We start from the raw sequence: 23,204 nt of genomic DNA on the forward strand, positions 1-23,204 counted from the left end.
CCACCCACATTTGCTACCAGTACCCACATGAGCTGGCTCCCGATTCCGGGCGGCGACGACTACGACAGCGAGCGCCGGCGATACCGGCTCGTCGAGTCGGTCGGTGCAGTCGCTGTCGTGCTGTTTTTCTGTCTGCTGTTCGTCGGCTCCTTCTTCCTGCTGAAGTTCGGCGTCGTCACCGTGCTCCCGCTCGCGGGCTACCAGACGACGTTCGGAAGCGGCTGGCTCGTCACCGTCTCGATGGTCTCGCTGACGGTCACCATCTGGACGACGTTCCGTCTCTCCGACCGCATCCAGCGGGCGAAGTACCGCTACCTGGCGGACTGACGCCCGGTCGCCTCAGTGGTCGGTCAGGCGCGCGTACTCGTCGTCTGTGAGTTCGATGCCGCTGGCGGCGACGTTCTCCTCCAGGTGGTCGATGCTCGACGTGCCCGGAATCGGGAGCGTCACGTCCGAGTGGGCCAGCAACCACGCCAGCGCAATCTGATAGCGGGTGGCGTCGTGGGCGGCAGCGGCGTCGTCGAGGGCGTTGCCGACCGACCCCAGGTCGCCCGCGCCGACCGGGAAGTAGGGCATGAAGCCGATGCCGTACTCCTCGCAGGCTTGCAGAACGTCCTCGTGCTCGCGGTTGCCGACGTTGTACTGGTTCTGGACGGTGACGACGTCGACGTGGTCGCGGGCCGTCTCCAGGTGGTCGACGTCGACGTTCGAGACCCCGACGTTGTCGACGATGCCCTCGTCTTTCAGTTCCGCGAAGGCGGTGATGGTGTCCTCGTAGGGGACGTCCTCGTCGGGGGCGTGGTACTGGAGGAGGTCGATGCTGTCGACGCCGAGGCGGTCGCGGCTGACCAGCGCCTGATTGCGGACGTAGTCGGGGTCGCCGTGGCGGAGCCAGTCGCCGTCGCTGTTGCGAAGCAGGCCGGCTTTGGTCGCCACGAGTGCGTCCTCGGTGATACCGGACTCGCGGATGAGCCGTTCGCTGACGCCGGGGCCGTAGGAGTCGGCGGTGTCGACGAAGTCGACGCCGATGTCGACCGCCCGGCGCAGCACCTGGCGGGCCTCGTCCTCGTCGTCCGGCCGGCCGATGATGTTCTCGCCGGTGATGCGCATCGCGCCGTAGCCCAGGCGGTGGACCGTCTCGTCGCCGATGTCGAAGGTCGAACTCTCGTTTGTGACCATCGTTTCCTCCCTCGGGTGGCAGACGGAAATGTCCAGCCCTCGCGGGCCAGCAGATGGATACGCCTCCGTCACCTCCCCTCGGATATGGACACGACTGCTGGACAGCCGAACGGAACCACCGCCACCGAACGCCGCGGGACCAGCCCGTCGCTTCTCGTGCGTGCGGTGTACTTCCTCATCGTCGGCTGGTGGGCGACGGGCATCTGGCTCGGCGTCGCGTGGCTGCTGAACCTCACCATCGTCGGGATACCGCTGGGCATCAAACTCATCAACCGGGTGCCGCTGGTGCTCTCGCTGAAGCGTCGCCCGATAGACGTGACTGCAGACGCCACCGGGCGGATTACCGAGTCCAGCCGACCGCAGCGCTCGCTTCTCCTGCGAGCGGTGTACTTCCTGTTCGTGGGCTGGTGGGCCAGCGGGGTCTGGCTGGGACTGGCGTACCTGGCGTCCCTGTCGATAGTCGGCCTGCCGCTGGCGGTCTGGATGTACGGCAAACTCCCCTTCGTGGTCTCGCTCTACAGGTACTGACGCTCCCCGCCGGCGACACGGCCGACACCCGGAAGCGCCGGTCGTCTCTCCCGACGCGCGGACGAGGGTGTCCCTGTCCCTCCCGGACGGTGGCAACGGACGAAACGGCTATTGCGAACCCACCGCATGGATACCGTAGATGCAGGTCGCCTTGCTGACCATCGGTGACGAACTGCTCGCCGGGGACACGGTGAACACCAACGCCGCCTGGCTGGCCGAACGTCTCACCGAGCGCGGCGTCACCGTCACGCGAATCCTCACCATCCCGGACGACCGGTCGCTCATCGCCGAGCGCGTCCGGGCGTACAGCGACGCCTTCGACGCCGTCATCGTCACGGGAGGACTCGGCGGGACGCCCGACGACGTGACCGTCGACGCCGTCGCCGACACCTTCGACCGCGACCTGGTGGTCAGCGAGCAAGCGCTCTCGGCCGTCGAGGAACGCCTAGACAACCTCGGGGACGCCGTGCCGGACCTAGACGTCGACGCCGAGGCGGAGGCGACCATCCCCGCCGGGTCCCGGCCGCTGCTCAACCCGCAGGGGCTGTCGCCCGGCTGTGTCGTCGAGAACGTCTACGTCATGCCGGGCATCCCCCGGGAGCTGAAGGCGATGTTCGGCGAGATAGCCGGGGAGTTCGCCGGCGACGCCGTCTCGAAGTTCCTCTACACGGAGGAACCCGAGGCGAACATCGTCTCGACGCTGGAGGGCGTCGCGGAGTCCTTCGACGTCACCGTCGGCTGCTATCCCGACCGCGAGGCCAGACACAACCGGCTGAAACTCATCGCGACCGACGAGGGGACGCTCGACGAGGCGGCCGCGTACCTCCGCGAGCGCATCGAGGTCAGCGAGACCCCCATCGAGCGCGACTGGGGACGGGCCGACGTCGCCGGCGACGAGGACTGACCTACACCGGGTGGAACCAGTCCTCGTAGGCCGCCGGCGGGTCGTCGAGGATGTCGAAGAAGGTCGTCTGAATCTCGTCGGTGACCGGTCCCTTCGTCCCCGCGCCGATTTCGTTGTCGTCGACGGACCGGATGGGCGTGACCTCCGCGGCGGTGCCGGTGAAGAACAGTTCGTCCGCGGTGTAGAGTTCACCCCGCGAGATGGTGGCGTCGTCGTGGACCGTGTAGCCGAGGTCCTCGGCGATGTCGACGACCGACTGGCGGGTGATGCCGTCGAGGATGGACTCCGCGAGCCCCGTCGTGTAGAGTTCGCCGTCCCGGACCAGGAAGATGTTCTCGCCCGGCCCCTCGGCGACGTTGCCCTCCTTGTTGAGGACGATGGCCTCGGTGTACCCGTTGCCCTTGGCCTCTAAGCTCGCCAGCACGCTGTTGACGTACGCGCCGGTCGTCTTCGCGTTCGTGGGAATCTGGCTGGAGGCGTGCTTGCGCCACGAGGAGACGGCGACGTCGACGCCCTCCTCCAGGGCCTCCTCGCCGAGGTACGCGCCCCACGGCCAGACGGCGATGGCGACCTGCACCGGGGAGTTCCCGGGGTTCAGTCCGAGCGGGCCGTAGCCGTAGAAAGCGACAGGGCGGATGTAACAGGAGTCCAGTTCCTCCCGGCGGATGAGTTCCACCGTGGCCTCGGAAATTTCCTCGGGCTCGAAGGGAATCTCCATGTCGTAGGGCTTTGCGGACTGGTAGAACCGCTCCAGGTGCTCCTCCCAGCGGAAGATTGCGGGGCCGTCGGCGGTGTCGTAACAGCGCACGCCCTCGAAGACGCCCGTCCCGTAGTGGAGGCCGTGGGTCAGCACGTGCGTCTGTGCGTCCTCGAAGTCGACGAACTCGCCGTCCATCCAGATGGTGTCGACGCCCTCGTACATCTCGGGTCGCTCGCTCATCGCCGCCACCTCCGGCCGTGCGTCCGCGTCTGCGCCCCGAGCGGGGCGTCCGTCGCGTGTGCCATACCCGACAATCTGTGGCCACGGTTAAGAGTCTTGACGGTCCCGCGCCACGCCGAGAGGCCGGCTCAGTCGAACCGGTCGAGCAGTTCCGCCCCCTCGACGTAGGGGATGTCCGCGCGCTCGGCGTAGGCGCGGGCGGCCGCCGGCGGGAGCGCCTCGCCGGTCTCGTCGTCGAGCATCTCGCAGACGACGGCGGCGGGAGGCAGCTCGGCTGCCTCGGCGAGGGCGATGCCGAGTTCTGTGTGGCCCTGCCGGTCGGCGAGCAGGTTCGGTGCTGCCCGGAGGATGTGGACGTGGCCGGGCGCGCGGAAGGTCCCCGCGAAGTCGGTGCCGGCGGGGTCCGCGGCGGCGTCGGCCAGCGCCGTGATGGTGAGCGCGCGGTCGGTGTCGGTGATGCCGGTGCGGGTGTCGCGGTGGTTCACCGTGATAGAAAAGGAGGAGCGGTCGTCGTAGGCGAGGTCGTGGTCGGCCGCCGCGGGGTGGTCGATGGTCTCCTGGACGAAGGGGAGGTCGAAGGCGGCGGCAACCTCGTTTCCGAGCGCGACGCAGACCAGGCCGCCGGCGTCGTTGCGCATCCGCGCGACGGCGTCGGGGGTCACCGCGCCGGCGGGGTAGACGAGGTCGGTCTCCCCCTCGCGGTCGGCGGCGTCGTGGATACAGACCGGCTGTCCGCGGCGGAACGCGTCGACGGCAGCGCCGACGCTGTCTGTCGTTCGGGGCATGTCACCGCTGCTCGACATGGACAGTCACCTCGTCGCCGTCGGCGAGGTCAAGCGTGTCTCGCAGGCGGTCCGGGGCGATGACCTCAAGGTGGTCGTCGCCGTGGTGGGTCCGCTCTGGCGTGATGACGTGGACCGGGCCGTACGACCCTGCCCCGTGCAGCGTCGCGGGGTAGCAGTAGGCCGGGCCGTACGTCCGCTCGTCGTCCTCCCAGCCCTCGATGACGGTGGGGTCGATGGCACCTAGCCGGGCGCGCCGGCGGATGCTCTCCTCGGTGAGGTCGATGTTCAGCGTGCCCGCGAAGGGCTCGTAGCCGAGCTTCTCCACGAACTGCTCCATGTAGCCCGGCAGCGTGATGTAGTGGCGACCCTCGCCCATGCCGCTGGTGACCGTCCCGGTTAGCTCGACGCCGCTGTTGCGCTCGAACAGCCGCCGGTAGTCGGCGTACTCGGCCTGGAGGTGCCGCTCGCCCTCGTCTGTGAGCTGCACCCACTGGCCGTCGCTGACGATGTCCCGCTCGACGTATCCGCCGCTGTCGAGTTGCTGGAGGCGTCTGGAGGCGGTCTGCGTCGAGGCGTCGAGCCGCTCGGCCAGCGCCGAACACGACAGCTTCGCCTCGCCGTCGAGCGCGCCCACCAGCGCGAGCTGTTTCAGCGTCGCCAGCCCGTCCGGACCGAGCGCTCGCTGCGTCTCTGTCATGACTGACAGTTGGGTGTCTCCGCGGATAAGTATAACGAATACGTTATGCGTCTCAGAAGTGTGAACTAGGTTGAACGTCGCCGGTCCGTCCGGGGACCGCTCCCGGCGCGGCCGTCGGCGTCAGTCCAGCCCAGAGGAGCGTTCGGACTGTTCGGCCTCTACCTCGCCGTTCCCGTCGCGGACGGGGTCCTCGAACAGGTCCGAGACGGCCGTCTCCCTCGTCTCGCCGAAGCCCGCGCTGAGCACGCGCGTCAGGGCCTCCTCGACGGTCTCGTCGGTCTCCTGGTACTCGTTGGACTCGACTTCGATGACGAAGCCGGTGGTGATGTTGGGTGCCGTCGGCAGAAAGAGGAGGTCGCGGCCGTCGCTGGTCTGCTTGCCGGTCTTGAACGCGGTCATGCGGAGCCCGTTCCAGGTCTCGACCTTCACGGGGGTCTGGAGTTCGTCGGTGCCCGACAGCGCGGTCTCGGCGGCCATCTTCGAGGCGTTGTAGACCACCCGCAGGCCGGGCAGGTGGTTGATGAGGCTGTCGAGCGAGCTCTCGACGACCGCGCCGAGAGCGGTCCGCATGAGAAAGCCCACCGCCATCACGAGCAGGAGGAAGACGACGAGCGTCAGTCCCACCCGGAGCACCGGGGGTTCGACCTCTATCGGAATCCCCGCGAGCTGGTTGAATATCCAGACGACGACGAAAAGCGTCACTAGAACCGGGGTGAGGATGATGAGCCCGCTCGCGAAGTCGCGCTTCCAGGTGGCCATCGTGTTTCTCTGACGAGGGAACGGTTATGAGTCTGTTCGTTTCACCCCGAGAGCAGTGCACGCAGGGCGAAACTCGCGGTGCCGACGTTCTCGGTGAGCCGGCGGTAGAAGTAGGAGAGCCACCGGCTCCCGTGGGGGACGTACTGCCAGACCTCCCGGTGGCGGGCCAGTTCGCGCTGTGCCCCCTCCCGGACGCCCATCAGCATCTGTATCTCGTAGTCGGTCCCGTACCGGTCGTGCAGCGACGCCGCCTCCGCGAGCATCGCCGGGTCGTGGCTCCCGACCGCGACGCCGCCGTCGAAGTGCTCGAACATGGACGCCAGCAGGTCGCGGTAGGCCTCGTCGACCGCCTTCTGACCCTGGATGGCGATGGACGCCGGCGGGTCGTAGGCTCCCTTGACGAGGCGGACCTTCCCCGGCAGCGGGGCCAGCCGTTCGAGGTCGGCGGGCGTGCGCCGCAGGTTCGCCTGCACGCAGACGCCGACGTCGCCGTGCTCGCGGGCGTGGTGCTCGAAGGCGTCCAGCGTCGCGTCGGTCGTCGTGTGGTCCTCCATGTCCAGCCAGACGAAGGCGTCCTGCTCCGTGGCCGCCTCGACGACCCGCGCGAGGTTCTCCCGGAACACGTCCTCGCCGACTGAGAGCCCGAGCTGAGTGGGTTTGACAGACAGGCAGACGCGGAGGTCGGTGGTGCCGATGTCCTCGACCAGCCGGCAGTAGGCGTCGGCGTCGGCGTCGGCGGGTGCCCGGTCGTGGTAGTGCTCGCCGAGCAGGTTCAGGATGGTGCCGATGCCGTCCTTGTCCAGTCGACGGGCGTGCTCCAGGGCGGCGGCGGCGGATTCGCCGGCGACGAACCGGCGCGCCAGCGGGGGTAACATACCTGCAACTTTTGCCCCACCGAGTAAAGGCATGTCGCCACTGTCTGGCGGTCCGCGCGAACGTCCGGAAACGACCGCGCCAGCGGGCACAAACCGACTGCTCGGCAGGTCTCCTCGTCGTGGCGAATCCCCGAGGTTAATACGCGGGCGGGTGACCCCGCCGGTATGGGACTGCTCGCTGTCGTCGCCACGGCCCTCTGGGCGATGCTGCCGGCGTACGTGCCGAACAACGCCGCCGTCCTCTTCGGTGGCGGCCCGCCCATCGACGGCGGGCGGACGATGGGTGGCCGGCGGCTGCTCGGCGACGGCAAGACCTGGCGGGGCACCGCCGCCGGGTGGGTCGCCGGCGCTGCCCTCGGTGTCCTCCTCAACGCCGTCCGCGACCCGGTGGGCGAGGTTATCGGTGTCTCGCTCCCGACGTTTCCACTCGCTGCGCTGCTGGCGCTCCCGCTCGGGGCGATGCTCGGGGACATCGGAGCCTCCTTCCTGAAACGGCGCACCGGCCGCGAACGCGGCGCGCCCTTCCCCGGCGTCGACCAGCTCGACTTCGTCGTGGGCGCACTGCTGCTCACCGCACTCGCCGCGCCCGGCTGGTTCGCCGACACGTTCACACTTTCCGTCCTCGCGGTGGTCGTCGTCGCGACGCCGCTGTTGCACGTGCTGACCAACGCTATCGCCTACCTGCTCGGGCTGAAAGACGAGCCCTGGTAGCGGGTCACCGGGGGCAGCCCGGAAGTGGTGCGCTTTTCACCCCTGCCCGTCGAAGGGGTGGTAATGACCGAACGCGGCACGACGATACGCCTCGCGACGCGGGGCTCTGACCTCGCTCTGCGGCAGGCCGGGACCGTCCGCGAGCGACTCGAACAGCGCCGCCTGACGGTCGACCTCGTCGAAGTCGAGACAACGGGCGACCAGCTCCGGGACGAACTCATCCACCGGCTGGGGACGACCGGGGCCTTCGTCCGCGCGCTCGACGAGAAGGTCCTCGACGGCGACGTAGACGCCGCGGTCCACTCGATGAAGGACATGCCGACCGACCAGCCCGACGACCTCGTCGTCGCGGGCATCCCGGAGCGCGCGGCCCCGAACGACGTACTCGTCACGCCCGACGGGACGGAACTGGCGGACCTCCCCGACGGGGCGACCGTCGGGACCTCCAGCCTCCGCCGGCGGGCGCAACTGCTCGCCGAGCGGCCGGACCTCGACGTCCAGCCCCTGCGCGGGAACGTCGACACGCGCGTCGAGAAGTTGCTCGCGCCGTCGCTGACCCGCGAGTACACCGCCCGGCTGGACGCCGAGGAGGCCGAGGAGAGCGACGACGAGGACGATGACGGGGAGGACGCGGAGACAGAGCAGTACGACCGGACCGTCGAGGAGTGGTTCGACGACCTCGCCGAGATAGAGCGCCGCGCGCTCGAACGCGAGGTGGAGACGGAGTACGACGCCATCTGCCTCGCCGAGGCGGGCTTAGAGCGCAGCGGTCTGCTCCACCACCTCCAGGTCGAGCACCTGGACCCGGCCCAGTTCGTGTCCGCGCCCGGCCAGGGAGCCATCGCGGTGACGGCACTCGCCGGCGACACGGCCGAGACGATGCAGGGTATCCTCGACCACCCGCGGACGCGCGTGTCGACGACCGTCGAGCGGACGATTCTCGCCGAACTCGGCGGCGGGTGCGTCGCGCCGGTCGGCATCTACGCCCGCCTGCAGGGCGAGGTCGTGACGACGACGGTGCGCGTCCTCGGCGAGAACGGCAGCGAGGAGGTCGGGGCGACGCGGGACCTGCCCGTCGAGCGCCACAGGGAGGCCGCCCGGGAGTTCGCCGCCGACCTCGCCGACCAGGGCGCGGCCACCCTCATCGAACAGGCACGGCGCGACGACCCCGACGAGGCCAAACGCGAGCAATGAGCGACGGCACGGTCTATCTGGTCGGCAGCGGTCCCGGCGACCCGGAACTGCTGACGCTCAAGGCCCGCCGGCTCATCGACGAGGCCGACGTCGTCCTGCACGACAAACTCCCCGGCCCGGACATCCTCGCGGAGATTCCCGACGACAAACGCGAGGACGTCGGCAAGCGCGCCCACGGCGAGGTGACCTCACAGCAGTACATCAACGAGCGCCTCGCGGAACTTGCCCACGAAGGCAAAGACGTGGTGCGGCTGAAGGGCGGCGACCCGACGGTGTTCGGGCGCGGCGGCGAGGAGATGCTGTATCTCGCCGAGCACGGCGTCACCTTCGAGGTGGTGCCGGGCGTCACCTCCGCCATCGCCGGCCCGGAGGTGGCCGGTATCCCCATCACGCACCGCGACCACGCCTCCTCGGTGACGTTCGTGACTGGTCACGAGGACCCCGACAAGGAGGAGTCGGCCGTCGACTGGGCGGCGCTGGCGGCCGGCGGCGGCACCATCGTCGTCCTGATGGGCGTCACCCGCCTGCCGGAGTACACCGCGGCGCTGGTCGAGGCCGGCATGGACCCCGAGACGCCGGTGGCGATGGTCGAGCGGGCGACCCGCGAGGGCCAGCAGATTGCGACCGGGACGCTCGCGACCATCGTCGACGCCCGCGACGGGGCCGGCATCGAACCGCCCGCACTGACGATCATCGGCGACGTGGCTGGCACCCGCGAGCGCGTCGTCGACTTCCTCGCACCCACGGAGACGACTGATGACTGAGCCAACAATCGCCGTATTCCGACCCGACGACGACCGCATGGCCCGCGCAACCGAGACGCTGGAATCGCTGGGTGCGGCGCCGGTACCCGACCCGATGCTGGCCGTCGAACCGACCGGCGCGTCCCCCCGGACGGACGCCGACTACGTCGTGCTGACGAGCAAGACCGGCGTCGAACTCGCCGCCGACGCCGGGTGGGACCCGGCCGGCGCGACGGTCTGTGCCATCGGCGCGTCGACGGCCGACGCGCTCGACGCTCACGGCTACGCCGTCGACGTCGTCCCCGACGAGTACTCCTCGCAGGGGCTGGTCGACCGCCTCGCGAGCGATGTCGACGGCGTACGCGTCGAAGTCGCCCGCAGTGACCACGGCTCTGCGGTGTTGCTCGACGGGCTGGAAGCCGCCGGAGCGTACGTCCACGAGACGGTACTGTACCGCCTGGTCGTCCCCGACGGTGCCGGTGTGTCTGTCGAGCGCGCCGCCGCGGGGACGCTCGACGCGGCCCTCTTTACCTCGTCGCTGACCGTCGAGAACTTCCTCGACACCGCGGCCGAACGCGGGGTCCGCGAGGCCGCTATCGACGGTCTGAACGACGCCGTGGTCGGTGCAATCGGATTACCCACGAAGGAAACAGCAGAGGGGCTGGGCGTCGAGGTCGACGTCATCCCCGACGACGCGGACTTCGCGCAACTCGCGCGGGCGGCCGTGGACGTACTCGAATCCTGACCGGCCGACCGGAAGTTTAAGTCCCGGGACGCGCGTATCTCGCCCCGATGGGACCGGTTCCGGACCTCGACGAGCGGGCCCGCGCCTGCGCACAGCGCCTGCACGCGGCCGATGCGGTACTGCTCGCGTCGCACATCGACGCCGACGGACTGACCAGCGCCGCCATCGCCACGACGGCGCTGGAACGGGCCGGGATCCCGGTCGAGACGGTGTTCAAGAAGCAACTCGACGAGACTGAAATCGCGAGCATCGCCGCCCGCGAGTACGACACCGTCCTGTTCACCGACTTCGGCAGCGGGCAACTCGACGTCATCGCCGAGCACGAGCGGGCGGGCGATTTCGAGCCGGTCATCGCCGACCACCACCAGCCCGCGGACGTGGCGACCGAGTACCACCTGAACCCGCTGCTGGAGGGCATCGACGGGGCCTCCGAGCTGTCGGGTGCGGGCGCGAGCTACCTCCTGGCGCGGGCGCTGGCCGAGACGGCCGCGGCGGACGGCGGAACGGTCGCCGGCGGGGCCGGCGCTGTCGACAATCGCGACCTGGCGGGCCTGGCCGTCGTCGGCGCAGTCGGCGACATGCAGGCCGTCGGCGGCGAACTCGTCGGCGCGAACCGCGCTATCGTCGAGGAAGGGGCGGAGGCCGGCGTCCTCGCCGAGCGGACCGACCTCGCCTTCTACGGGAAACAGACCCGCCCGCTCCCGAAACTGCTGGAGTACGCCAGCGAGGTGCGTATCCCCGGCATCTCCAACGACGAGACCGGCGCTATCTCCTTTCTGGACGGCCTGGACGTCGACCTCCGGGCTGGCGGGGACTGGCGGCGCTGGGTCGACCTCTCGGACGACGAGCAACAGACCGTCGCCAGCGCGCTCGTCCAGCACGCGCTCAAACGGGGCGTCCCCGCGAAGAAGGTCGACCAGCTCGTCGGCACCACCTACACGCTCGAAGCCGAGCCGGAGGGGACGGAACTGCGCGACGCCAGCGAGTTCTCGACGCTTTTGAACGCCACCGCCCGCTACGAGCGCGCCGACGTGGGACTGGGCGTCTGCCTGGGCGACCGGGAGGGGGCGCTGGAGCGGGCACGCCACCTCCTGGAGAACCACCGCCGGAACCTCTCGGAGGGCTTAGAGCGGGTCAAGAGCCAGGGCGTCGAGCGGACCGACCACGTCCAGTACTTCGACGCCGGCGACGAGATACGCGAGACCATCGTCGGCATCGTCGCGGGGATGGCCCTCGGCGTGGAGGGCGTCGACCCCGACAGGCCGATTATCGCCTTCGCCCGCAAGAACGACGAGGAGACGAAGGTCTCGGCCCGCGGCACCGCCCGACTGGTCGGACAGGGGCTGGACCTCTCGGCCGTGATGCGCGAGGCCTCCCGTGCCGTCGGCGGCGACGGCGGCGGCCACGACGTCGCCGCGGGTGCGACGGTCCCCGCCGGCCGGGAGGCGGACTTCGTCGACGCCGCCGACGCCATCGTCGCCGACCAGTTGGGCTGAATTTCTCCGGTAGGGCGCTCGCGCACGACCTCTCCCGCACCTGAGCTGTCTGTGGCTGCTCCACTTTGATATAGCAGAATGGCATTGATGGGCTGCCCAACTGCGACGGCAGAAAGACATATAGACGTCGGCAGACGAGATGCCGACAGGGCAGCACATGCAACCGCGGAGTCTCTTCGACGGGGTGCTGGTCGCCACCCTCGGGGCCATCGTCTACGTCCGCCTGCTCGCGCCGTCGTTCCAGTGGGGGCGGTTGCGGACGGTCTCGGAGGCGCTCACCAGTCTCGACGTCGCGTTCTACCTCGTCTTCGCCGGCATCCTCACGCTCGTCGCGCTCATCTACATGTTCGTCTACCTCCCGGAGCACCAGAGCCAGAACCCGCCGCAGTAGCTCCCCCGATTCTCGACCGAGTCACGCCCGTCCCGACTCGTCTCCCGCGCACCCGTCGCTGTCGCGATCCCATTCTCCCCGAGACCCATCGTTTCGTCGCTGTCACCGCCGTTCAGCGAGGTGTCTCCCGGTCACTCCCCCGTGGCCGGATAAATCCTCTCTCGCTATATCGAATCCGCGCGGGTCTGGCCGTGTCGCTTCCTGTCGGTCCAGCCGTACCGCCGCCGAGCGGCTCATTCCGGTAAGTGCTTTTTGCTCCCGCGTACACGTTCCGACGATGAGTGACTTCGACCCCGATAAGTTCGAGGACAAGTACGAGCACTACTTCCCGGAGCTTCAGCAGGCGTACCGGCAGGCCTTCGACGTGATGAACGACCGCTACGACTCGGAACTGGTCCACGGCATCGACCAGGGTATCCTCGCCGAGAGCGAGCCGTTCTACGAGGGCGACGGCGAGTTCCGCATCGAACTGCCCGAAGAGCCGGTCGACCGCCTCTCCGGGCTGGTCGTCGACAGGGAGAAGGCCGAGACGGTGCTGGACAGCTACGTCGAGGAACTCGAAAGCCAGCTTCGGGACGTGTTCGGATTCGCCGAGGAGTGAGCGAACGGGAGGGCCGTGGGGACCTCGGAGGCCGGTCTGTGGCCGGCCTCAGTAACTCGCGTCCTGCACGACGGTGAGTTCGAAGGCTTCGTCCGCCGGTTCGTCGTCTGGACTGAGATACCCCGACGCGAAGGCGGTGTAGACCGTGCCACCGTTCAGCGAGACGTCGGCGTCGTAGACCACCTCGCCGTCGTTCCCGCTGGTGTCGGGGCGAATCTGGACGGTGTAGTCGTTCGCGGCCGCAGTGGCGTAGCCGGACGCCTTGAACGGGACGCCGTCGAACAGCACCGGGCCGGCGCTGACGGTGATGTCGACGGGGCCGGCGTCGGGCGAGACGTGGACGGCGCGGAGTCGGCTCATATCGCCGCCGGGGTCGCTGTTGTCGTCGACGAGCACCAGTACCTCGAAGGTGTCCTCGCCGAGTTCGCCGCTGGCGACGAGCGTGTAGTCCTCGGCTTCGAGCGTGACCTCCTGGTCGAAGACCGCGTTGTCCATGTTGCCCGCCTGGGTGATGGTGACCTGGTGGGCACCCGTCGGGAGTTCGAGGTAGTCGCTGACCGCCCGGAACGGCACGTCCGTCAGCGCCGCGTCGCCGTCGACGTAGACGTCGACGTTCGGCGCGTCCGGCGACATGTGCGCCGCGCGGACGTTCGCCGTGTCGCCGTTCATCATCCCAGACTCGGTCTCGGTTGCCGTCTCCGTCTCGGTCATCCCGCCCATCGTTTCGGTTTCGGTGGCGGTCTCCGTCGCGTCGCCGCCGTCGCCGCCGTCGCCGGCTCCGCAGCCAGCGAGGCCGATTGTCAGTGCGCTGCCGACTGCCGCGAGCATCTGTCGCCGGTTGGGTCGTGACATCGTCCAGATACAGGAACAATCAGATAAAATACATTTTCCCAAGAGTCGCCCACCTCTCACCCAATTTGGGCCGGAAAGGGCCTAGAAACTGGACCGCGGCGGGCGAGCAACCGGGTCACTCCCAGGTGACCCAGGCCAGGAAGAGGAGGCCGGCGAGTTCGAGGAACTGGACGAACGACATGGCCTGGCCGGCGACCGGCGCTGCGCTGCGCAGCAGTTGTGCCACCTGGGGGTCGAGGACGTAGTAGTAGAACGCCAGGAGGTTCTCGGCGAGCAGGAGGACGCCGAAGATGGCGAGTCCGAGGGCGTGTTTCGACCCGATATCCAGGTAGTTCCGCGTCCAGATACCGACGAGTAGCAGCAGCAGGACGACGTTGACCGCCGCCGCCGCCCCCGCCAGAGTCAGCCAGAGTCCCATCTGTGCCTCCGTTGCACGGAAACAGCTATAATCTCTTTCCCAATTTCGACCATATTAGTCGACCTCCTCGGTGATTTGCTCGACTGTCTCCCAGTGGTGCTGGACCCGGTCGGTCGGCAGGTACACCGCGCCGTAGTCGTCGCCGCTGCTCGTGACCATGTCGTTGTCCATGAGTACGTCCAGGTGATGGCGAACCGTCTTGTAATCCAGATCGAGGTCCTCTGCGAGCTGGTTGGCGTTCCGGGGCCGATCGTCGACGGTCCGGAGAATCCGCACCCGGTTCGGCCCGCCGCGGGTGCCGGTCAGCACGTACCAGAGGACTGCCTCCATCGTCACCGATATCTCAAGCAGCCTACGTAAGGGCATCGGCTGTCGGACCGTGGCTGCCGGCGCTACCCTCTCACGCACCGACTCCCGACCGCCCTGCCGTCGATGTCTGGAGAATCGCTGGAGGGCCGGGATGCGGGGCAAGCGGCAGCTACGGGAGGAGCACGCCGTCGATGGCGTGGACGACGCCGTTGGACGCCTCGATGTCCGTGTCGACGATAGTGGCCTGGTCACCGTTCAGGTCGGTGCCGTCGACCTCGATTTGCGCACCGTTGAGTGTGGGGAGTTTCGAGACGTTGACCACCGACCGGGCTTCCCGCTGTCCGGGCACCACGTGGTAGGTGAGGATTTCATCGAGCGATACGCCGACTGCGGCCTCGAAATCGACGTCGCCGACGTTGTCTGCTGTCACACCCAACGCGTCGAACGCCGCGTCCGTCGGAGCGAACACAGTCAACTGTCGGTTCCCGCTGAGAGCATCGACCAGTCCGGCCTCCTGGACGGCAGCAACGAGAACGTCGAATCCGTCGGCTGCGACGGCGACGTCGACGATTGTGTCTCCCTCAGTCTGCGGCCCTCTCGCGCTCGCCACGCCGGCACCGCCGGCCAGCAGTAGACCTGTGCTACCGATACCTTTCAATACATCACGTCGAGATGGTGAGTTCATCGAAGTACCTCCGTCTTACTGGCGGAGTTATTGGACGATAATCAATTTCCCAGATGAGACCCAAATTCGTCCCAAGTACTCTCACCGGCCGGCGGACGGACCGGACGAGGACGGGCCGCGGCCGCCACCCGATTGTGTGAGACCAAAGGCCTAAGCCCACGCGCTGTGTATGCGTATCCACTATGAGCACGGACACCGAGGCCTCAGACGACGAACTGCGCGAGCGCATCACGAACTTCCTGCGCCGGAACTTCCCGCAGATTCAGATGCACGGCGGCAGCGCAGCCATCCAGAACCTCGACCGCGAGACGGGCAGCGTGACAATCCAGCTCGGCGGTGCCTGCTCGGGCTGTGGCATCTCACCGATGACCATCCAGGCCATCAAGACGCGCATGACCAAGGAGATCCCCGAAATCGACGAGGTCCACGCCTCCACCGGCATGGGCGGCTCCGAGGGGATGTCCGGCGGCGCGGGCGGCGGCATGAACCCCTCGTTCCCCGGCGAGTCCGGCGGGGACGACGACGAAGGTCCCGAAGCGCCGTTCTGAACGCCCCTGTTCTCTGTGTTCCGACCCGTCAGAGCAACAGCGCCGCGGGAAATCCGCGGTTTTTAACCCCGTGGACTGCCGCCCGAGTAGTATGACCACGTCCGCCCGGCCGAACGTGCTCTTCGTCGTGCTCGACACCGTCCGGAAGGACCGCCTGACGGTGTACGGCCACGACGAACCGACGACGCCGGCGCTCGCCGAGTTCGCCGAGGAGGCCCGCGTCTACGAGCAGGCGACCGCCCCAGCGCCGTGGACGCTGCCCGTCCACGCCTCGCTTTTCACCGGGCTCTACCCCAGCGAGCACAACGCCACCCAGGAGACGCCCTACCTGGAGGACGCGACGACGCTCGCGGAGTCGCTCTCGCGGGCGGGCTACGCCACCTCCTGTTACTCCTCGAACGCCTGGATTACGCCCTACACCCACCTGACCGACGGCTTCGACGACCAGGACAACTTCTTCAAGGTGATGCCCGGGGACCTGCTGTCGGGCCCGCTCGCGCGAATCTGGAAGACGATGAACGACAACGAGCGCCTGCGGAACCTCGCCGACCGCGTCGTCGAGGTGGGCAACGCCATCCACGAGCGCCTCGCGGCAGGCGGCGGCGAGGACTCCAAGACCCCGGCGGTCATCGACCGCACGCAAGCGTTCATCGACGACGCCGACGCCCCCTTCTTCTCCTTCATCAACCTCATGGACGCCCACCTCCCCTACCACCCACCCGAGGAGTACGTCGAGCAGTTCGCGCCGGGCGTCGACTCCACGGACATCTGCCAGAACTCGAAGGCCTACAACTGCGGGGCCGTCGACATCGACGACGACGAGTGGGAAGACATCCGCGGGCTCTACGACGCCGAAATCCGCCACATGGACGACCAGCTCGACCGGCTGTTCGCCTGGCTCAAGGCCGAGGGCCTGTGGGACGAGACGATGGTCGTCGTCTGTGCGGACCACGGCGAACTCCACGGCGAGCACGACCTCTACGGCCACGAGTTCAACATCTACGACCCGCTGGTGAACGTCCCGCTGCTGGTGAAACACCCCGACATCGAGCCCGGCCGCGACGACGAGACGCCGGTCGAACTCGTCGACCTCTATCACACAATCCTCGACGCGACCGGCGTCGAGGGACAGGGCCAGCCGCTGGACCCCAACCGCTCGCTGCTCTCGGCGGACTACCGCGACATCGACCTCGGCGACCACGCCTTCGTCGAGTACCACCGGCCGGTCGTGGAGCTGAACCAGCTAGAGTCGAAGGCTGCCGAGGCCGGCATCGACCTGGATGCCGACTCCCGCTTTTACTCCCGGATGCGTGCCGCGCGGCGGCCCGACGGGAAGTACATCCGCAACGAGCGCATCGCCGACGAAGCCTACCGCCTGGACGACGACCCCGGCGAGGTGACCGACCTCGCGGACGGTGACGACGAGACAATCGCTGCGGTCGAGGAGGCGCTGGTGGCCTTCGAACAGCGCGTCGGGGGCGAGTGGGACGAAGTCGGCGACGCCGACCCGCTCGCGGACATGGACAGCGAGACGAAAGACCGGCTGCGGGACCTGGGGTACGTCGAGTAATCGTGTCGGCCGAGGACTTCCGCGACCTGATTCCGCGCAAGCGCATCCTCCAGGCCGGTCTGGGCTTTCTGGTCGCGCTCGCGGTCATCGGCCTCATCGCGGTCAGCGTCGGCCTCGACGAACTGACGCGCGTCCTCTCGGGTGCGAAACTCCGCTGGGTCGCCGTCGGCTGTCTCTCGACGGCGCTGTGTCTGGTCGCCTGGGCGCGCGCCTGGAAGGTGGTGCTGGGCGTCGTCGGCATCCCCGTCGCCTTCCGCCGGCTGGTCGTCACCTACTACGCGGCCACCTTCGCCAACTACGTCACGCCGCTTGGCCAGGCCGGCGGCGAGCCCTTCATCGCCTACGTCCTCTCGCGCGATACCGAGGCAAGCTACGAGGACAGCCTCGCCAGCGTCGTCACTGCCGACCTCCTCAACCTCTTTCCCTTCTTCTCCTTCGCCGGCATCGGCTTCGCGGCCCTGCTGTGGCAGTCGTCGCTGCCCGACCAGGTCCGCCCGCTCGTGCTCGGGCTGGCGGGGATGGCCGCCGGCGTCCCGCTGCTGGCGGCCGGGACCTGGCGCTTTCGCTTCCGGCTGGGGCGGTTCGTCCTCCGCCTGGCAGCGCCCGTCGCTCGGCGGACGAAACTGTTCAGCATCGAGTCGCTGCGCCGGCGGATGGGCGAACTCAACACGTCATTCGAGCGCATCGCCGCGGACCCGCGGGCGCTCGTCCGGGCGCTGTTTTACTCCTACGTCGGCTGGGTCTTCTTCGCCCTGCCGCTGTACTTCGCGACGCTGGCGCTGGACGTGCCGCTCTCGCTGTTGCTCGTCTTCTTCGTCGTCCCCGCGAGCACGCTGGCCGGCCTCGTTCCCTCCCCGGGCGGCCTCGGCCCCGTCGAGGCGGCGCTGCTGGTCCTGCTGGTCGCCGTTGCTGGCCTCTCGCAACCGACGGCCTTCGCCGCGGCGCTGCTCTATCGCGTCGAGAGCTACGTCTTCGCGCTCGTCGCCGGCGGCATCGGCGCGCTGTGGGTCATCGGGCGGAACTAGCCGCCGGCGAACCGCGAGCGCGTCGCCTCGATATCATTCAGGCCGGAATCACCCTCTGTTGACGCCTCTCTCGTCTCCTGTCGCAGGAGGGACCACCTGCTATCGCACTCTTCCCAGGCTGCGATAATGCGCGACCAGTTTATTCAGCGGTATTTCGTAGGACTAAACATGACTATCGACGAACTGGGGGAGTTCGGAATGGAGCGGATGGACGAGGCGGCTATCGAGGAGTTCCTGACGAGTCACGGCTTCGGCGTGCTGGCGCTGCCGACCGACGGCGCGCCGTACGTCGTTCCGATGTCCTTCGGCTACGACGGGGGGACGACGCTGTACTTCACGTACGTCGTCGGGGAGGAGAGCCAGAAGGCGGACCTGACGGAGGCGGCGGAGGCCGCAACCTTCCTCGCGTACAGCGCCGAGTCCGCGTTCAGCTGGCGCAGCGTCGTCCTCACGGGGACCGTCACCGAGGTCCCACAGAACGAGTGGGCCAGACACGCCGAGATGATGGACGACAACGCCTGGCATCCCGACATCTTCGAGCGGGCGATGGAGACCGAGCGCATCCGCATCTACCGGTTCGACGTCGACGACTGGTCGGGTATCAGACACACCGGGCTCCCGTCGGGCTTCGAGGGCGAATCGTCCGACGCCACCGCCGACTGACTACGGCCCGTCGTCACGGAGGTCCTGGCCGATTTCCCACGCCCGGACCAGATGCGTCAGCGTCTCGTTGACCGGCACCGGGTCGGTCGCGTTCGCGACCACGTAGCCGTTGATGGCGTCTATCTCGGTGCGCGCCCCCGCCTGGACGTCCTGGGCCATCGACGAGGTGTTCGCTGCCGTCGTCCGCGCGACCCCCGAGACGGCGGTCGTCGCCTGCATCGCCGAGAGGTCGACGCCGTGGTCGCGGGCCACCTGTGCCACTTCGCGAGCGGCGGCGCGAGCGGTCTCGCCGGCGGGTCCGTCGACGAGCGCGCCGTTCTCGACGCGGGCCAGCGCCGTCGTCGCGTTGATGCCGCAGTTGACCGCCAGTTTCTCCCAGAGCCGGCGGGGCATGTCCGTGGCGACGGTCACGTCCAGTCCCGCGGCGTCGAAGGCCACCCCGACGCTGTCCGCTTCGTCGGACTGCCCGCCCTCGCGCGCGCCCAGCACAACCTCGCCGACGCCGGTACACTCGACGTGGCCCGGTTCGACCATGCGCGCGCCGTAGGTGCAGGTCCCCGCCAGCACCGGAGCGGACACAGACGTCGCAAGCTCCTCCTCGTTGCCCATCCCGTTTTGCAGCGAGAGGACGACGTCGAGGTCGCACTCGGCGAGCGCGGCGGCGGCAGCGGGCGTGTCGAAGGTCTTGACGGTGACGACGGCGAGGTCGGCCGCCGCCGGCGGTTCCGTCGCGGCGTCGGGGGTGACGGTCTCGTCGACGGCCCCGGAGATGCGGAGTCCGGACTCCCGGACCGTGGCGACGTGGGGGTCGCGACCGACCAGCGTCACGTCGTGTTCGCGGGCGAGCAGCCCCCCGACGAGGCTGCCGAGACTGCCGGCACCGAAGACGAGGACGTCCATCCGTCGGGGACTGTCAGTCTTCCTGCCAGTAATAGATGTCCTCCTTCGGCGCGCCACAGGCGGGGCACTCCTCCGGGATGTCCTCTATCTGGCCGATTTCACCGCACTCCCAGCAGCGCCACATCAACTCCGCCTCACCGGGTGCGCCGGCCGTGATGTGCTCGCCGGACAGCGCCTCGATGCCGTCGTCGATGCTGACGTAGAACCCGTGTTCGTCGAAGGCGCGAATCTTCCCCAGTTCGTTCCCGTCGTCGTCGAATATCTTCGTGCCGAAACTGACGCGGGCCGTTGATTCCTCCTCGCTCATGACGTCTGAAACGTGGGCCGGTGTCAGCATAAAGGTGTGTGCTACCGCACGTCACACTGTCGCTGTCGTGCGGTCTCAGTCGCTGAACAGGCTGGTGTGGACCGGGGCGAACTCGCTCTCCTCCTCGACGTCGCCCTCGGTGTCGGTGATGGCGGTGCCGTCGAGTCCGTCTTCGAGGAACGAGTCCAGCGGCGGGCCGACGTGGTCGGGTTCGACGAGGAAGGCGTCGTGGCCGTGGTCGGAGTCAACGACGTGGTGGGAGATGTCGACGCCCGCCTCGCGCATCGACTCCGCGAGGCCCTCCGCCTGCGCGGTGGTGAAGTGCCAGTCGGCGGTGAAGGACATGACCATCGCCTCGCCGTCGAAGGCCGCGAGCGCGTCGGCGTCGTCCTCGAAGCCCGCCGCGAGGTCGTAGTTGTCCATCGCCCGCGTCAGATACAGGTAGGAGTTGGCGTCGAAGCGCTCGACGAACTTCTCTGCCTGGTAGTCGAGATAGGACTCGACGTCCCGGTACGGGAAGAAGCCGGCCGCGGGGTCCGTCGGGAAGGTCCGGACGGCGTCCCGGCCGGCGGAGCGACGGCCGAACTTCTGTTCCATCGACGACTTCGAGAGGTACATGACGTGGCCGATCTGCCGGGCCAGCGCCAGGCCGTCCGTGGGCGTCTCGTCGCTGCCGTAGTAGTCGCCGCCGTTCCAGTTGGGGTCCGTCGTGATGGCCCGCCGGGCGATGGCGTCCAGCGCGAGACACTGGGGGTCCAGCCGTGCCGCGGCCGCGATGGGAGCTATCTTCTCGACGTGGTCCGGGTGGCGTTTGGCCCACTCCAGGACGTTCATGCCGCCGACGGAGCCGCCGGTGACCATGTGGAGGTGGGGGATGCCGAGTTCGTCCAGCAGGGCGCGCTGGGCCTCCGTCCAGTCCCGGACGGTGACGGCGGGGAAGTCGGTGCCGTAGGGCTCGCCGGTCTCGGGGTCCGTCGAGGCCGGGCCGGTCGACCCGTAGCAGGACCCGGGGACGTTCGCGCAGACGACGTAGTACTCGTTGGTGTCGATGGCCTTGCCGGGGCCGACGATGTCGTCCCACCAGGCGCGGGCCTGGCCGGCGGTGTCCGAGCCGCCGCGGTGGCCGGCGACGTGGGCGCTGCCGGTCAGGGCGTGACAGACGAGGACGGCGTTGTCGCCGGTGAACTCGCCGTAGGCCTCGTAGGCGATTTCGAGGTCGGATATCGTCTGGCCGCACTCGAACTCGAACTCGCCGACGGAGACGGTGTCTGCGTCGACGTTCATGCTGCCTCCGCACGCTCGATGGCGCCCTCTAAGTCCGCGACGATGTCCTCGGGGTCCTCGATGCCGACCGACAGACGCAGCAGGTCCGGGGTGACGCCGGACGCGCGCTGGTCGGCCTCGGAGAGCTGTGCGTGGGTGGTGCTGGCCGGATGGGTGACGAGCGTCTTCGCGTCGCCGATGTTGGCGAGGAACTGCGCGAGTTCCGTCGCCTCACACAGCGTGACGGCAGCCTCGTACCCGTCCTCCAGCCCGAAGGTGACCATACCGCCGTAGCCTCCCTCCAGGTACTTATCAGCGGCGTCGTGGCTCTCGTGGGACTGCAGACCGGGGTAGTTCACCCAGGCCACGGCGTCGTGGTCGCGCAGGAACTCGGCGACTGTCATGGCGTTGTCGCAGTGCTGGTCCATCCGCAGCGCCAGCGTCTCGGTGCCCTGCATGGTGACCCAGGCGTCGAAGGGCTTCTGGCCGTCGCCGAGACTCCGGACGGCGCGCTGGCGGGCCGCCACGGCGAACGCGCGGTCGCCGAAGGCGTCGGTGAACGTGGTGCCCTCGAAGGCGGGACTCTCGCCGGCGATTTCGGGGTACTTCTCGGGATAGCTCTCCCAGGGGAACGACCCTCCCGCAGCGAGGACGCCACCGACGGCCGTCCCGGAGCCGTGAATCCACTTCGTGGTGGACTCCCAGACGATGTCCGCGCCGTGTTCGAGCGGGCGACAGAGGTAGGGTGTGGCGAAGGTGTTGTCGACGAACAGCGGGGCGCCGTGGTCGTGGGCGACGTCGGCGAGTTCCTCGAACGGCGGGACGACGAGCGAGGGGTTGGCGATGGTCTCGACGTGGACGTAGGCGGTGTCGTCGTCGATGGCCTCGGCGTAGGCGTCGGGGTCCAGCGTGTCGACGTAGCGCGGCTCGACGCCGCGGCGGGTCGCCATGTTCGAGAAGTAGCCGTGGGTGCCGCCGTAGATAGAGGCCGCCGAGACGATGTTGTCCCCGGCGCTGGCGAGAATGGAGGTGGCGGCGTCGAGTGCGGCCATACCGGACCCGGTCGCGACGGCCGCCGTCGCGCCTTCGAGGCTGGCCAGGCGACGTTCGAGCATCGCGACGGTCGGGTTGTCGAACCGGGAGTAGACGTTGCCCTCGGTGTCGAGCGCGTAGAGGTCGGCCGCGTGGTCGGCGTCGTCGAACACGTACGATGTGGTCTGGTAGATGGGCGGGGCCCGCGCGCCAGTCGCCGGGTCCGCCTCCTCCTGCCCGGCGTGGACACAGCGTGTCCCGAAGCCCCGCGTGTTCCGCTCGTCACTCATGTTTCACACTCATATATCTCTATCTATCTATAACCACGAGTTACGGCAAAAATCTCAGCGTGTGGGAATGACAGGCACGGCAGTCGGACAGGGGACTCACCGGAGGATCGGGCAGCGTCGGTCGGAGAAGGGAACGGCGTCAGTTTCTGTCAGTGCGCCCGTCCAGTATTCGCTCGAAGTACGGCGTGATGGCTTCCCGGGCCTGTTCCCAGCGCCGCATGTCGTGGAGTTCGACGCCGAGGAGGTACTGGGCGGGTTCGGGTCCGAACCCGCTCTGACCGTAGCGTGGCTTGTGCGGGTACTCGGGGTCCTGCAGTGCTGCACGGAGTTCGAGCATCTGCGCGCGCTGGAGCGGCGTCCAGTAGTCGCCGCCCGTCTTGTGCTTGCGCCACCCGACGGTACTCAGCTCGGCGTACTGGGGGTCGATGCCGACCAGATCTGCCCGTCGCGCGAAGGCCGACCTGACGGCGCTCCAGTCCGCCTCGTCCAGTGTTTCCCGGTCTATCTTTCCGTTCTGCATACACGACCGCTCGACTTCGTCTTTCGCCCAGAGCGCGTCGACGTACGCGACGCTCGCCTCTTGGGCTGCCTCCTCGGAAACGTGTTCGAACTGCCGGGTATCGACCGCGGCGAAGGCGTCGACGGCTTGCTCGCGCTCTCGCTGGTCGTGGTGCTGGAACCCTCGACACAGTTGCTCGGCCATCCGCGACGCCGTCTTTCCGGTGACCCGCTGTACTTGTCCACTCATTTTTCTTTCAGTCTTTTTCGCTGTAAACGTAGCTTGTCGGGTGGTG

The 23,204-nt window shown here is 68.3% G+C and carries 29 protein-coding genes; 14 read left to right on the plus strand and 15 right to left on the minus strand.

Annotation, left to right across the window (positions count from 1 at the left end; translation table 11 throughout):
* Nucleotides 1-27 precede the first annotated feature (27 nt).
* The gene (locus WDJ57_RS14275; RefSeq protein ID WP_338901484.1) at nucleotides 28-327 is read left to right on the plus strand and encodes a hypothetical protein; all 300 of its coding nucleotides are present in this window, start codon (nucleotides 28-30) and stop codon (nucleotides 325-327) included.
* A gap of 12 nt (nucleotides 328-339) precedes the next feature.
* Here the strand turns inward: WDJ57_RS14275 and WDJ57_RS14280 are convergent, their stop codons facing one another.
* On the minus strand, nucleotides 340-1,179 hold the full coding sequence (locus tag WDJ57_RS14280; RefSeq protein ID WP_338901485.1) for an aldo/keto reductase: 840 nt from the start codon (nucleotides 1,177-1,179) through the stop codon (nucleotides 340-342).
* A gap of 84 nt (nucleotides 1,180-1,263) precedes the next feature.
* On the opposite strand from WDJ57_RS14280, the gene WDJ57_RS14285 reads away from it, so the two are divergent.
* Both WDJ57_RS14285 and WDJ57_RS14290 read left to right on the plus strand, forming a co-directional pair.
* Nucleotides 1,264-1,707 carry a YccF domain-containing protein gene (locus tag WDJ57_RS14285; RefSeq protein ID WP_338901486.1) on the plus strand — a complete coding sequence of 148 codons (444 nt, stop codon included), beginning with the start codon at nucleotides 1,264-1,266 and terminating at the stop codon, nucleotides 1,705-1,707.
* Between the two features lie 139 nt (nucleotides 1,708-1,846).
* Complete coding sequence (locus WDJ57_RS14290; protein ID WP_338901487.1) at nucleotides 1,847-2,611, plus strand: competence/damage-inducible protein A; 765 nt, start codon at nucleotides 1,847-1,849, stop codon at nucleotides 2,609-2,611.
* Between the two features lies 1 nt (nucleotide 2,612).
* Here the strand turns inward: WDJ57_RS14290 and WDJ57_RS14295 are convergent, their stop codons facing one another.
* From WDJ57_RS14295 to WDJ57_RS14315, 5 genes are all read right to left on the minus strand, one after another.
* On the minus strand, nucleotides 2,613-3,551 hold the full coding sequence (locus tag WDJ57_RS14295) for a branched-chain amino acid transaminase (protein ID WP_338901488.1): 939 nt from the start codon (nucleotides 3,549-3,551) through the stop codon (nucleotides 2,613-2,615).
* A 128-nt stretch (nucleotides 3,552-3,679) separates the two neighbouring features.
* The gene (gene ribB / locus WDJ57_RS14300; protein ID WP_338901489.1) at nucleotides 3,680-4,354 is read right to left on the minus strand and encodes a 3,4-dihydroxy-2-butanone-4-phosphate synthase; all 675 of its coding nucleotides are present in this window, start codon (nucleotides 4,352-4,354) and stop codon (nucleotides 3,680-3,682) included.
* The gene (locus tag WDJ57_RS14305) at nucleotides 4,338-5,033 is read right to left on the minus strand and encodes a DUF120 domain-containing protein (RefSeq protein ID WP_338901490.1); all 696 of its coding nucleotides are present in this window, start codon (nucleotides 5,031-5,033) and stop codon (nucleotides 4,338-4,340) included. Before WDJ57_RS14305 ends, ribB begins: the two co-directional genes overlap by 17 nt.
* A 120-nt stretch (nucleotides 5,034-5,153) precedes the next feature.
* A complete protein-coding gene (locus WDJ57_RS14310) occupies nucleotides 5,154-5,792 on the minus strand; it encodes a DUF502 domain-containing protein (protein ID WP_338901491.1) in 639 nt (212 codons plus the stop codon).
* A gap of 41 nt (nucleotides 5,793-5,833) precedes the next feature.
* Entirely contained in the window at nucleotides 5,834-6,667 is an 834-nt protein-coding gene (locus WDJ57_RS14315) for a proline dehydrogenase family protein (RefSeq protein WP_338901492.1), read from the minus strand.
* 165 nt (nucleotides 6,668-6,832) lie between these two features.
* Between WDJ57_RS14315 and WDJ57_RS14320 the strand changes: the two genes are divergently transcribed.
* The 7 genes from WDJ57_RS14320 (at nucleotide 6,833) to WDJ57_RS14350 (ending at nucleotide 12,548) form a co-directional block, all read left to right on the plus strand.
* Nucleotides 6,833-7,378 (plus strand): CDP-2,3-bis-(O-geranylgeranyl)-sn-glycerol synthase, encoded by a 546-nt coding sequence (locus WDJ57_RS14320; RefSeq protein ID WP_338901493.1) that lies wholly within the window; start codon nucleotides 6,833-6,835, stop codon nucleotides 7,376-7,378.
* A 63-nt stretch (nucleotides 7,379-7,441) separates the two neighbouring features.
* Nucleotides 7,442-8,572, plus strand: coding sequence for a hydroxymethylbilane synthase (hemC, locus tag WDJ57_RS14325; protein ID WP_338901494.1), 1,131 nt, complete (start codon nucleotides 7,442-7,444; stop codon nucleotides 8,570-8,572).
* Nucleotides 8,569-9,336, plus strand: a complete 768-nt coding sequence (gene cobA / locus WDJ57_RS14330; RefSeq protein WP_338901495.1) for a uroporphyrinogen-III C-methyltransferase — start codon at nucleotides 8,569-8,571, stop codon at nucleotides 9,334-9,336. Before hemC ends, cobA begins: the two co-directional genes overlap by 4 nt.
* Entirely contained in the window at nucleotides 9,329-10,060 is a 732-nt protein-coding gene (locus WDJ57_RS14335; RefSeq protein WP_338901496.1) for a uroporphyrinogen-III synthase, read from the plus strand. Before cobA ends, WDJ57_RS14335 begins: the two co-directional genes overlap by 8 nt.
* A gap of 47 nt (nucleotides 10,061-10,107) precedes the next feature.
* The gene (locus WDJ57_RS14340; protein WP_338901497.1) at nucleotides 10,108-11,556 is read left to right on the plus strand and encodes a DHH family phosphoesterase; all 1,449 of its coding nucleotides are present in this window, start codon (nucleotides 10,108-10,110) and stop codon (nucleotides 11,554-11,556) included.
* Between the two features lie 139 nt (nucleotides 11,557-11,695).
* Nucleotides 11,696-11,947 carry a hypothetical protein gene (locus WDJ57_RS14345; RefSeq protein ID WP_338901498.1) on the plus strand — a complete coding sequence of 84 codons (252 nt, stop codon included), beginning with the start codon at nucleotides 11,696-11,698 and terminating at the stop codon, nucleotides 11,945-11,947.
* A gap of 277 nt (nucleotides 11,948-12,224) precedes the next feature.
* Nucleotides 12,225-12,548, plus strand: a complete 324-nt coding sequence (locus WDJ57_RS14350; RefSeq protein ID WP_338901499.1) for a DUF5783 family protein — start codon at nucleotides 12,225-12,227, stop codon at nucleotides 12,546-12,548.
* A gap of 48 nt (nucleotides 12,549-12,596) precedes the next feature.
* On the opposite strand, the gene WDJ57_RS14355 is transcribed toward WDJ57_RS14350, so the two are convergent.
* From WDJ57_RS14355 to WDJ57_RS14370, 4 genes are all read right to left on the minus strand, one after another.
* Nucleotides 12,597-13,400, minus strand: coding sequence for a DUF4397 domain-containing protein (locus WDJ57_RS14355; protein ID WP_338901500.1), 804 nt, complete (start codon nucleotides 13,398-13,400; stop codon nucleotides 12,597-12,599).
* 115 nt (nucleotides 13,401-13,515) lie between these two features.
* The gene (locus tag WDJ57_RS14360; RefSeq protein WP_338901501.1) at nucleotides 13,516-13,818 is read right to left on the minus strand and encodes a hypothetical protein; all 303 of its coding nucleotides are present in this window, start codon (nucleotides 13,816-13,818) and stop codon (nucleotides 13,516-13,518) included.
* A gap of 54 nt (nucleotides 13,819-13,872) precedes the next feature.
* Nucleotides 13,873-14,148: an ArsR/SmtB family transcription factor gene (locus tag WDJ57_RS14365; RefSeq protein ID WP_338906303.1), complete on the minus strand. Its 276-nt coding sequence runs from the start codon at nucleotides 14,146-14,148 to the stop codon at nucleotides 13,873-13,875.
* Nucleotides 14,149-14,296: 148 nt separating this feature from the next.
* Nucleotides 14,297-14,812 (minus strand): fasciclin domain-containing protein, encoded by a 516-nt coding sequence (locus WDJ57_RS14370; protein ID WP_338901502.1) that lies wholly within the window; start codon nucleotides 14,810-14,812, stop codon nucleotides 14,297-14,299.
* A gap of 182 nt (nucleotides 14,813-14,994) precedes the next feature.
* On the opposite strand from WDJ57_RS14370, the gene WDJ57_RS14375 reads away from it, so the two are divergent.
* The 4 genes from WDJ57_RS14375 to WDJ57_RS14390 all read left to right on the plus strand — a co-directional run bounded on the left by WDJ57_RS14375 (nucleotide 14,995) and on the right by WDJ57_RS14390 (nucleotide 18,618).
* Nucleotides 14,995-15,360 (plus strand): NifU family protein, encoded by a 366-nt coding sequence (locus tag WDJ57_RS14375; RefSeq protein ID WP_338901503.1) that lies wholly within the window; start codon nucleotides 14,995-14,997, stop codon nucleotides 15,358-15,360.
* Nucleotides 15,361-15,451: 91 nt separating this feature from the next.
* Nucleotides 15,452-16,930: a sulfatase gene (locus tag WDJ57_RS14380; protein ID WP_338901504.1), complete on the plus strand. Its 1,479-nt coding sequence runs from the start codon at nucleotides 15,452-15,454 to the stop codon at nucleotides 16,928-16,930.
* A 2-nt stretch (nucleotides 16,931-16,932) separates the two neighbouring features.
* Nucleotides 16,933-17,955 carry a lysylphosphatidylglycerol synthase transmembrane domain-containing protein gene (locus tag WDJ57_RS14385; RefSeq protein WP_338901505.1) on the plus strand — a complete coding sequence of 341 codons (1,023 nt, stop codon included), beginning with the start codon at nucleotides 16,933-16,935 and terminating at the stop codon, nucleotides 17,953-17,955.
* A 168-nt stretch (nucleotides 17,956-18,123) separates the two neighbouring features.
* Nucleotides 18,124-18,618 (plus strand): pyridoxamine 5'-phosphate oxidase family protein, encoded by a 495-nt coding sequence (locus WDJ57_RS14390; protein WP_338901506.1) that lies wholly within the window; start codon nucleotides 18,124-18,126, stop codon nucleotides 18,616-18,618.
* On the opposite strand, the gene WDJ57_RS14395 is transcribed toward WDJ57_RS14390, so the two are convergent.
* The 5 genes from WDJ57_RS14395 to WDJ57_RS14415 all read right to left on the minus strand — a co-directional run bounded on the left by WDJ57_RS14395 (nucleotide 18,619) and on the right by WDJ57_RS14415 (nucleotide 23,158).
* Nucleotides 18,619-19,518: a ketopantoate reductase family protein gene (locus WDJ57_RS14395; protein WP_338901507.1), complete on the minus strand. Its 900-nt coding sequence runs from the start codon at nucleotides 19,516-19,518 to the stop codon at nucleotides 18,619-18,621.
* A 13-nt stretch (nucleotides 19,519-19,531) separates the two neighbouring features.
* Complete coding sequence (locus tag WDJ57_RS14400) at nucleotides 19,532-19,825, minus strand: DUF7130 family rubredoxin-like protein (RefSeq protein WP_338901508.1); 294 nt, start codon at nucleotides 19,823-19,825, stop codon at nucleotides 19,532-19,534.
* Between the two features lie 75 nt (nucleotides 19,826-19,900).
* Entirely contained in the window at nucleotides 19,901-21,109 is a 1,209-nt protein-coding gene (gene metX, locus WDJ57_RS14405) for a homoserine O-acetyltransferase MetX (protein WP_338901509.1), read from the minus strand.
* A complete protein-coding gene (locus WDJ57_RS14410) occupies nucleotides 21,106-22,410 on the minus strand; it encodes an O-acetylhomoserine aminocarboxypropyltransferase/cysteine synthase family protein (protein ID WP_338901510.1) in 1,305 nt (434 codons plus the stop codon). The genes metX and WDJ57_RS14410 overlap by 4 nt, the downstream gene beginning before the upstream one ends.
* A 139-nt stretch (nucleotides 22,411-22,549) precedes the next feature.
* Nucleotides 22,550-23,158 carry a hypothetical protein gene (locus WDJ57_RS14415; RefSeq protein ID WP_338901511.1) on the minus strand — a complete coding sequence of 203 codons (609 nt, stop codon included), beginning with the start codon at nucleotides 23,156-23,158 and terminating at the stop codon, nucleotides 22,550-22,552.
* Nucleotides 23,159-23,204 lie beyond the last annotated feature (46 nt).

Source organism: Salinibaculum sp. SYNS191, from assembly GCF_037338445.1.
Taxonomy (GTDB): Archaea; Halobacteriota; Halobacteria; order Halobacteriales; family Haloarculaceae; genus Salinibaculum; species Salinibaculum marinum.

Bases quoted from the DNA above. Each gene is read 5' to 3' on its own strand.
- WDJ57_RS14275 (WP_338901484.1), top strand. From the start codon at position 28: ATGAGCTGGCTCCCGATTCCGGGCGGCGACGACTACGACAGCGAGCGC.
- WDJ57_RS14280 (WP_338901485.1), bottom strand. From the start codon at position 1,179: ATGGTCACAAACGAGAGTTCGACCTTCGACATCGGCGACGAGACGGTC.
- WDJ57_RS14285 (WP_338901486.1), top strand. From the start codon at position 1,264: ATGGACACGACTGCTGGACAGCCGAACGGAACCACCGCCACCGAACGC.
- WDJ57_RS14290 (WP_338901487.1), top strand. From the start codon at position 1,847: ATGCAGGTCGCCTTGCTGACCATCGGTGACGAACTGCTCGCCGGGGAC.
- WDJ57_RS14295 (WP_338901488.1), bottom strand. From the start codon at position 3,551: ATGAGCGAGCGACCCGAGATGTACGAGGGCGTCGACACCATCTGGATG.
- ribB (WP_338901489.1), bottom strand. From the start codon at position 4,354: ATGTCGAGCAGCGGTGACATGCCCCGAACGACAGACAGCGTCGGCGCT.
- WDJ57_RS14305 (WP_338901490.1), bottom strand. From the start codon at position 5,033: ATGACAGAGACGCAGCGAGCGCTCGGTCCGGACGGGCTGGCGACGCTG.
- WDJ57_RS14310 (WP_338901491.1), bottom strand. From the start codon at position 5,792: ATGGCCACCTGGAAGCGCGACTTCGCGAGCGGGCTCATCATCCTCACC.
- WDJ57_RS14315 (WP_338901492.1), bottom strand. From the start codon at position 6,667: ATGTTACCCCCGCTGGCGCGCCGGTTCGTCGCCGGCGAATCCGCCGCC.
- WDJ57_RS14320 (WP_338901493.1), top strand. From the start codon at position 6,833: ATGGGACTGCTCGCTGTCGTCGCCACGGCCCTCTGGGCGATGCTGCCG.
- hemC (WP_338901494.1), top strand. From the start codon at position 7,442: ATGACCGAACGCGGCACGACGATACGCCTCGCGACGCGGGGCTCTGAC.
- cobA (WP_338901495.1), top strand. From the start codon at position 8,569: ATGAGCGACGGCACGGTCTATCTGGTCGGCAGCGGTCCCGGCGACCCG.
- WDJ57_RS14335 (WP_338901496.1), top strand. From the start codon at position 9,329: ATGACTGAGCCAACAATCGCCGTATTCCGACCCGACGACGACCGCATG.
- WDJ57_RS14340 (WP_338901497.1), top strand. From the start codon at position 10,108: ATGGGACCGGTTCCGGACCTCGACGAGCGGGCCCGCGCCTGCGCACAG.
- WDJ57_RS14345 (WP_338901498.1), top strand. From the start codon at position 11,696: ATGCCGACAGGGCAGCACATGCAACCGCGGAGTCTCTTCGACGGGGTG.
- WDJ57_RS14350 (WP_338901499.1), top strand. From the start codon at position 12,225: ATGAGTGACTTCGACCCCGATAAGTTCGAGGACAAGTACGAGCACTAC.
- WDJ57_RS14355 (WP_338901500.1), bottom strand. From the start codon at position 13,400: ATGTCACGACCCAACCGGCGACAGATGCTCGCGGCAGTCGGCAGCGCA.
- WDJ57_RS14360 (WP_338901501.1), bottom strand. From the start codon at position 13,818: ATGGGACTCTGGCTGACTCTGGCGGGGGCGGCGGCGGCGGTCAACGTC.
- WDJ57_RS14365 (WP_338906303.1), bottom strand. From the start codon at position 14,148: ATGGAGGCAGTCCTCTGGTACGTGCTGACCGGCACCCGCGGCGGGCCG.
- WDJ57_RS14370 (WP_338901502.1), bottom strand. From the start codon at position 14,812: ATGAACTCACCATCTCGACGTGATGTATTGAAAGGTATCGGTAGCACA.
- WDJ57_RS14375 (WP_338901503.1), top strand. From the start codon at position 14,995: ATGAGCACGGACACCGAGGCCTCAGACGACGAACTGCGCGAGCGCATC.
- WDJ57_RS14380 (WP_338901504.1), top strand. From the start codon at position 15,452: ATGACCACGTCCGCCCGGCCGAACGTGCTCTTCGTCGTGCTCGACACC.
- WDJ57_RS14390 (WP_338901506.1), top strand. From the start codon at position 18,124: ATGACTATCGACGAACTGGGGGAGTTCGGAATGGAGCGGATGGACGAG.
- WDJ57_RS14395 (WP_338901507.1), bottom strand. From the start codon at position 19,518: ATGGACGTCCTCGTCTTCGGTGCCGGCAGTCTCGGCAGCCTCGTCGGG.
- WDJ57_RS14400 (WP_338901508.1), bottom strand. From the start codon at position 19,825: ATGAGCGAGGAGGAATCAACGGCCCGCGTCAGTTTCGGCACGAAGATA.
- metX (WP_338901509.1), bottom strand. From the start codon at position 21,109: ATGAACGTCGACGCAGACACCGTCTCCGTCGGCGAGTTCGAGTTCGAG.
- WDJ57_RS14410 (WP_338901510.1), bottom strand. From the start codon at position 22,410: ATGAGTGACGAGCGGAACACGCGGGGCTTCGGGACACGCTGTGTCCAC.
- WDJ57_RS14415 (WP_338901511.1), bottom strand. From the start codon at position 23,158: ATGAGTGGACAAGTACAGCGGGTCACCGGAAAGACGGCGTCGCGGATG.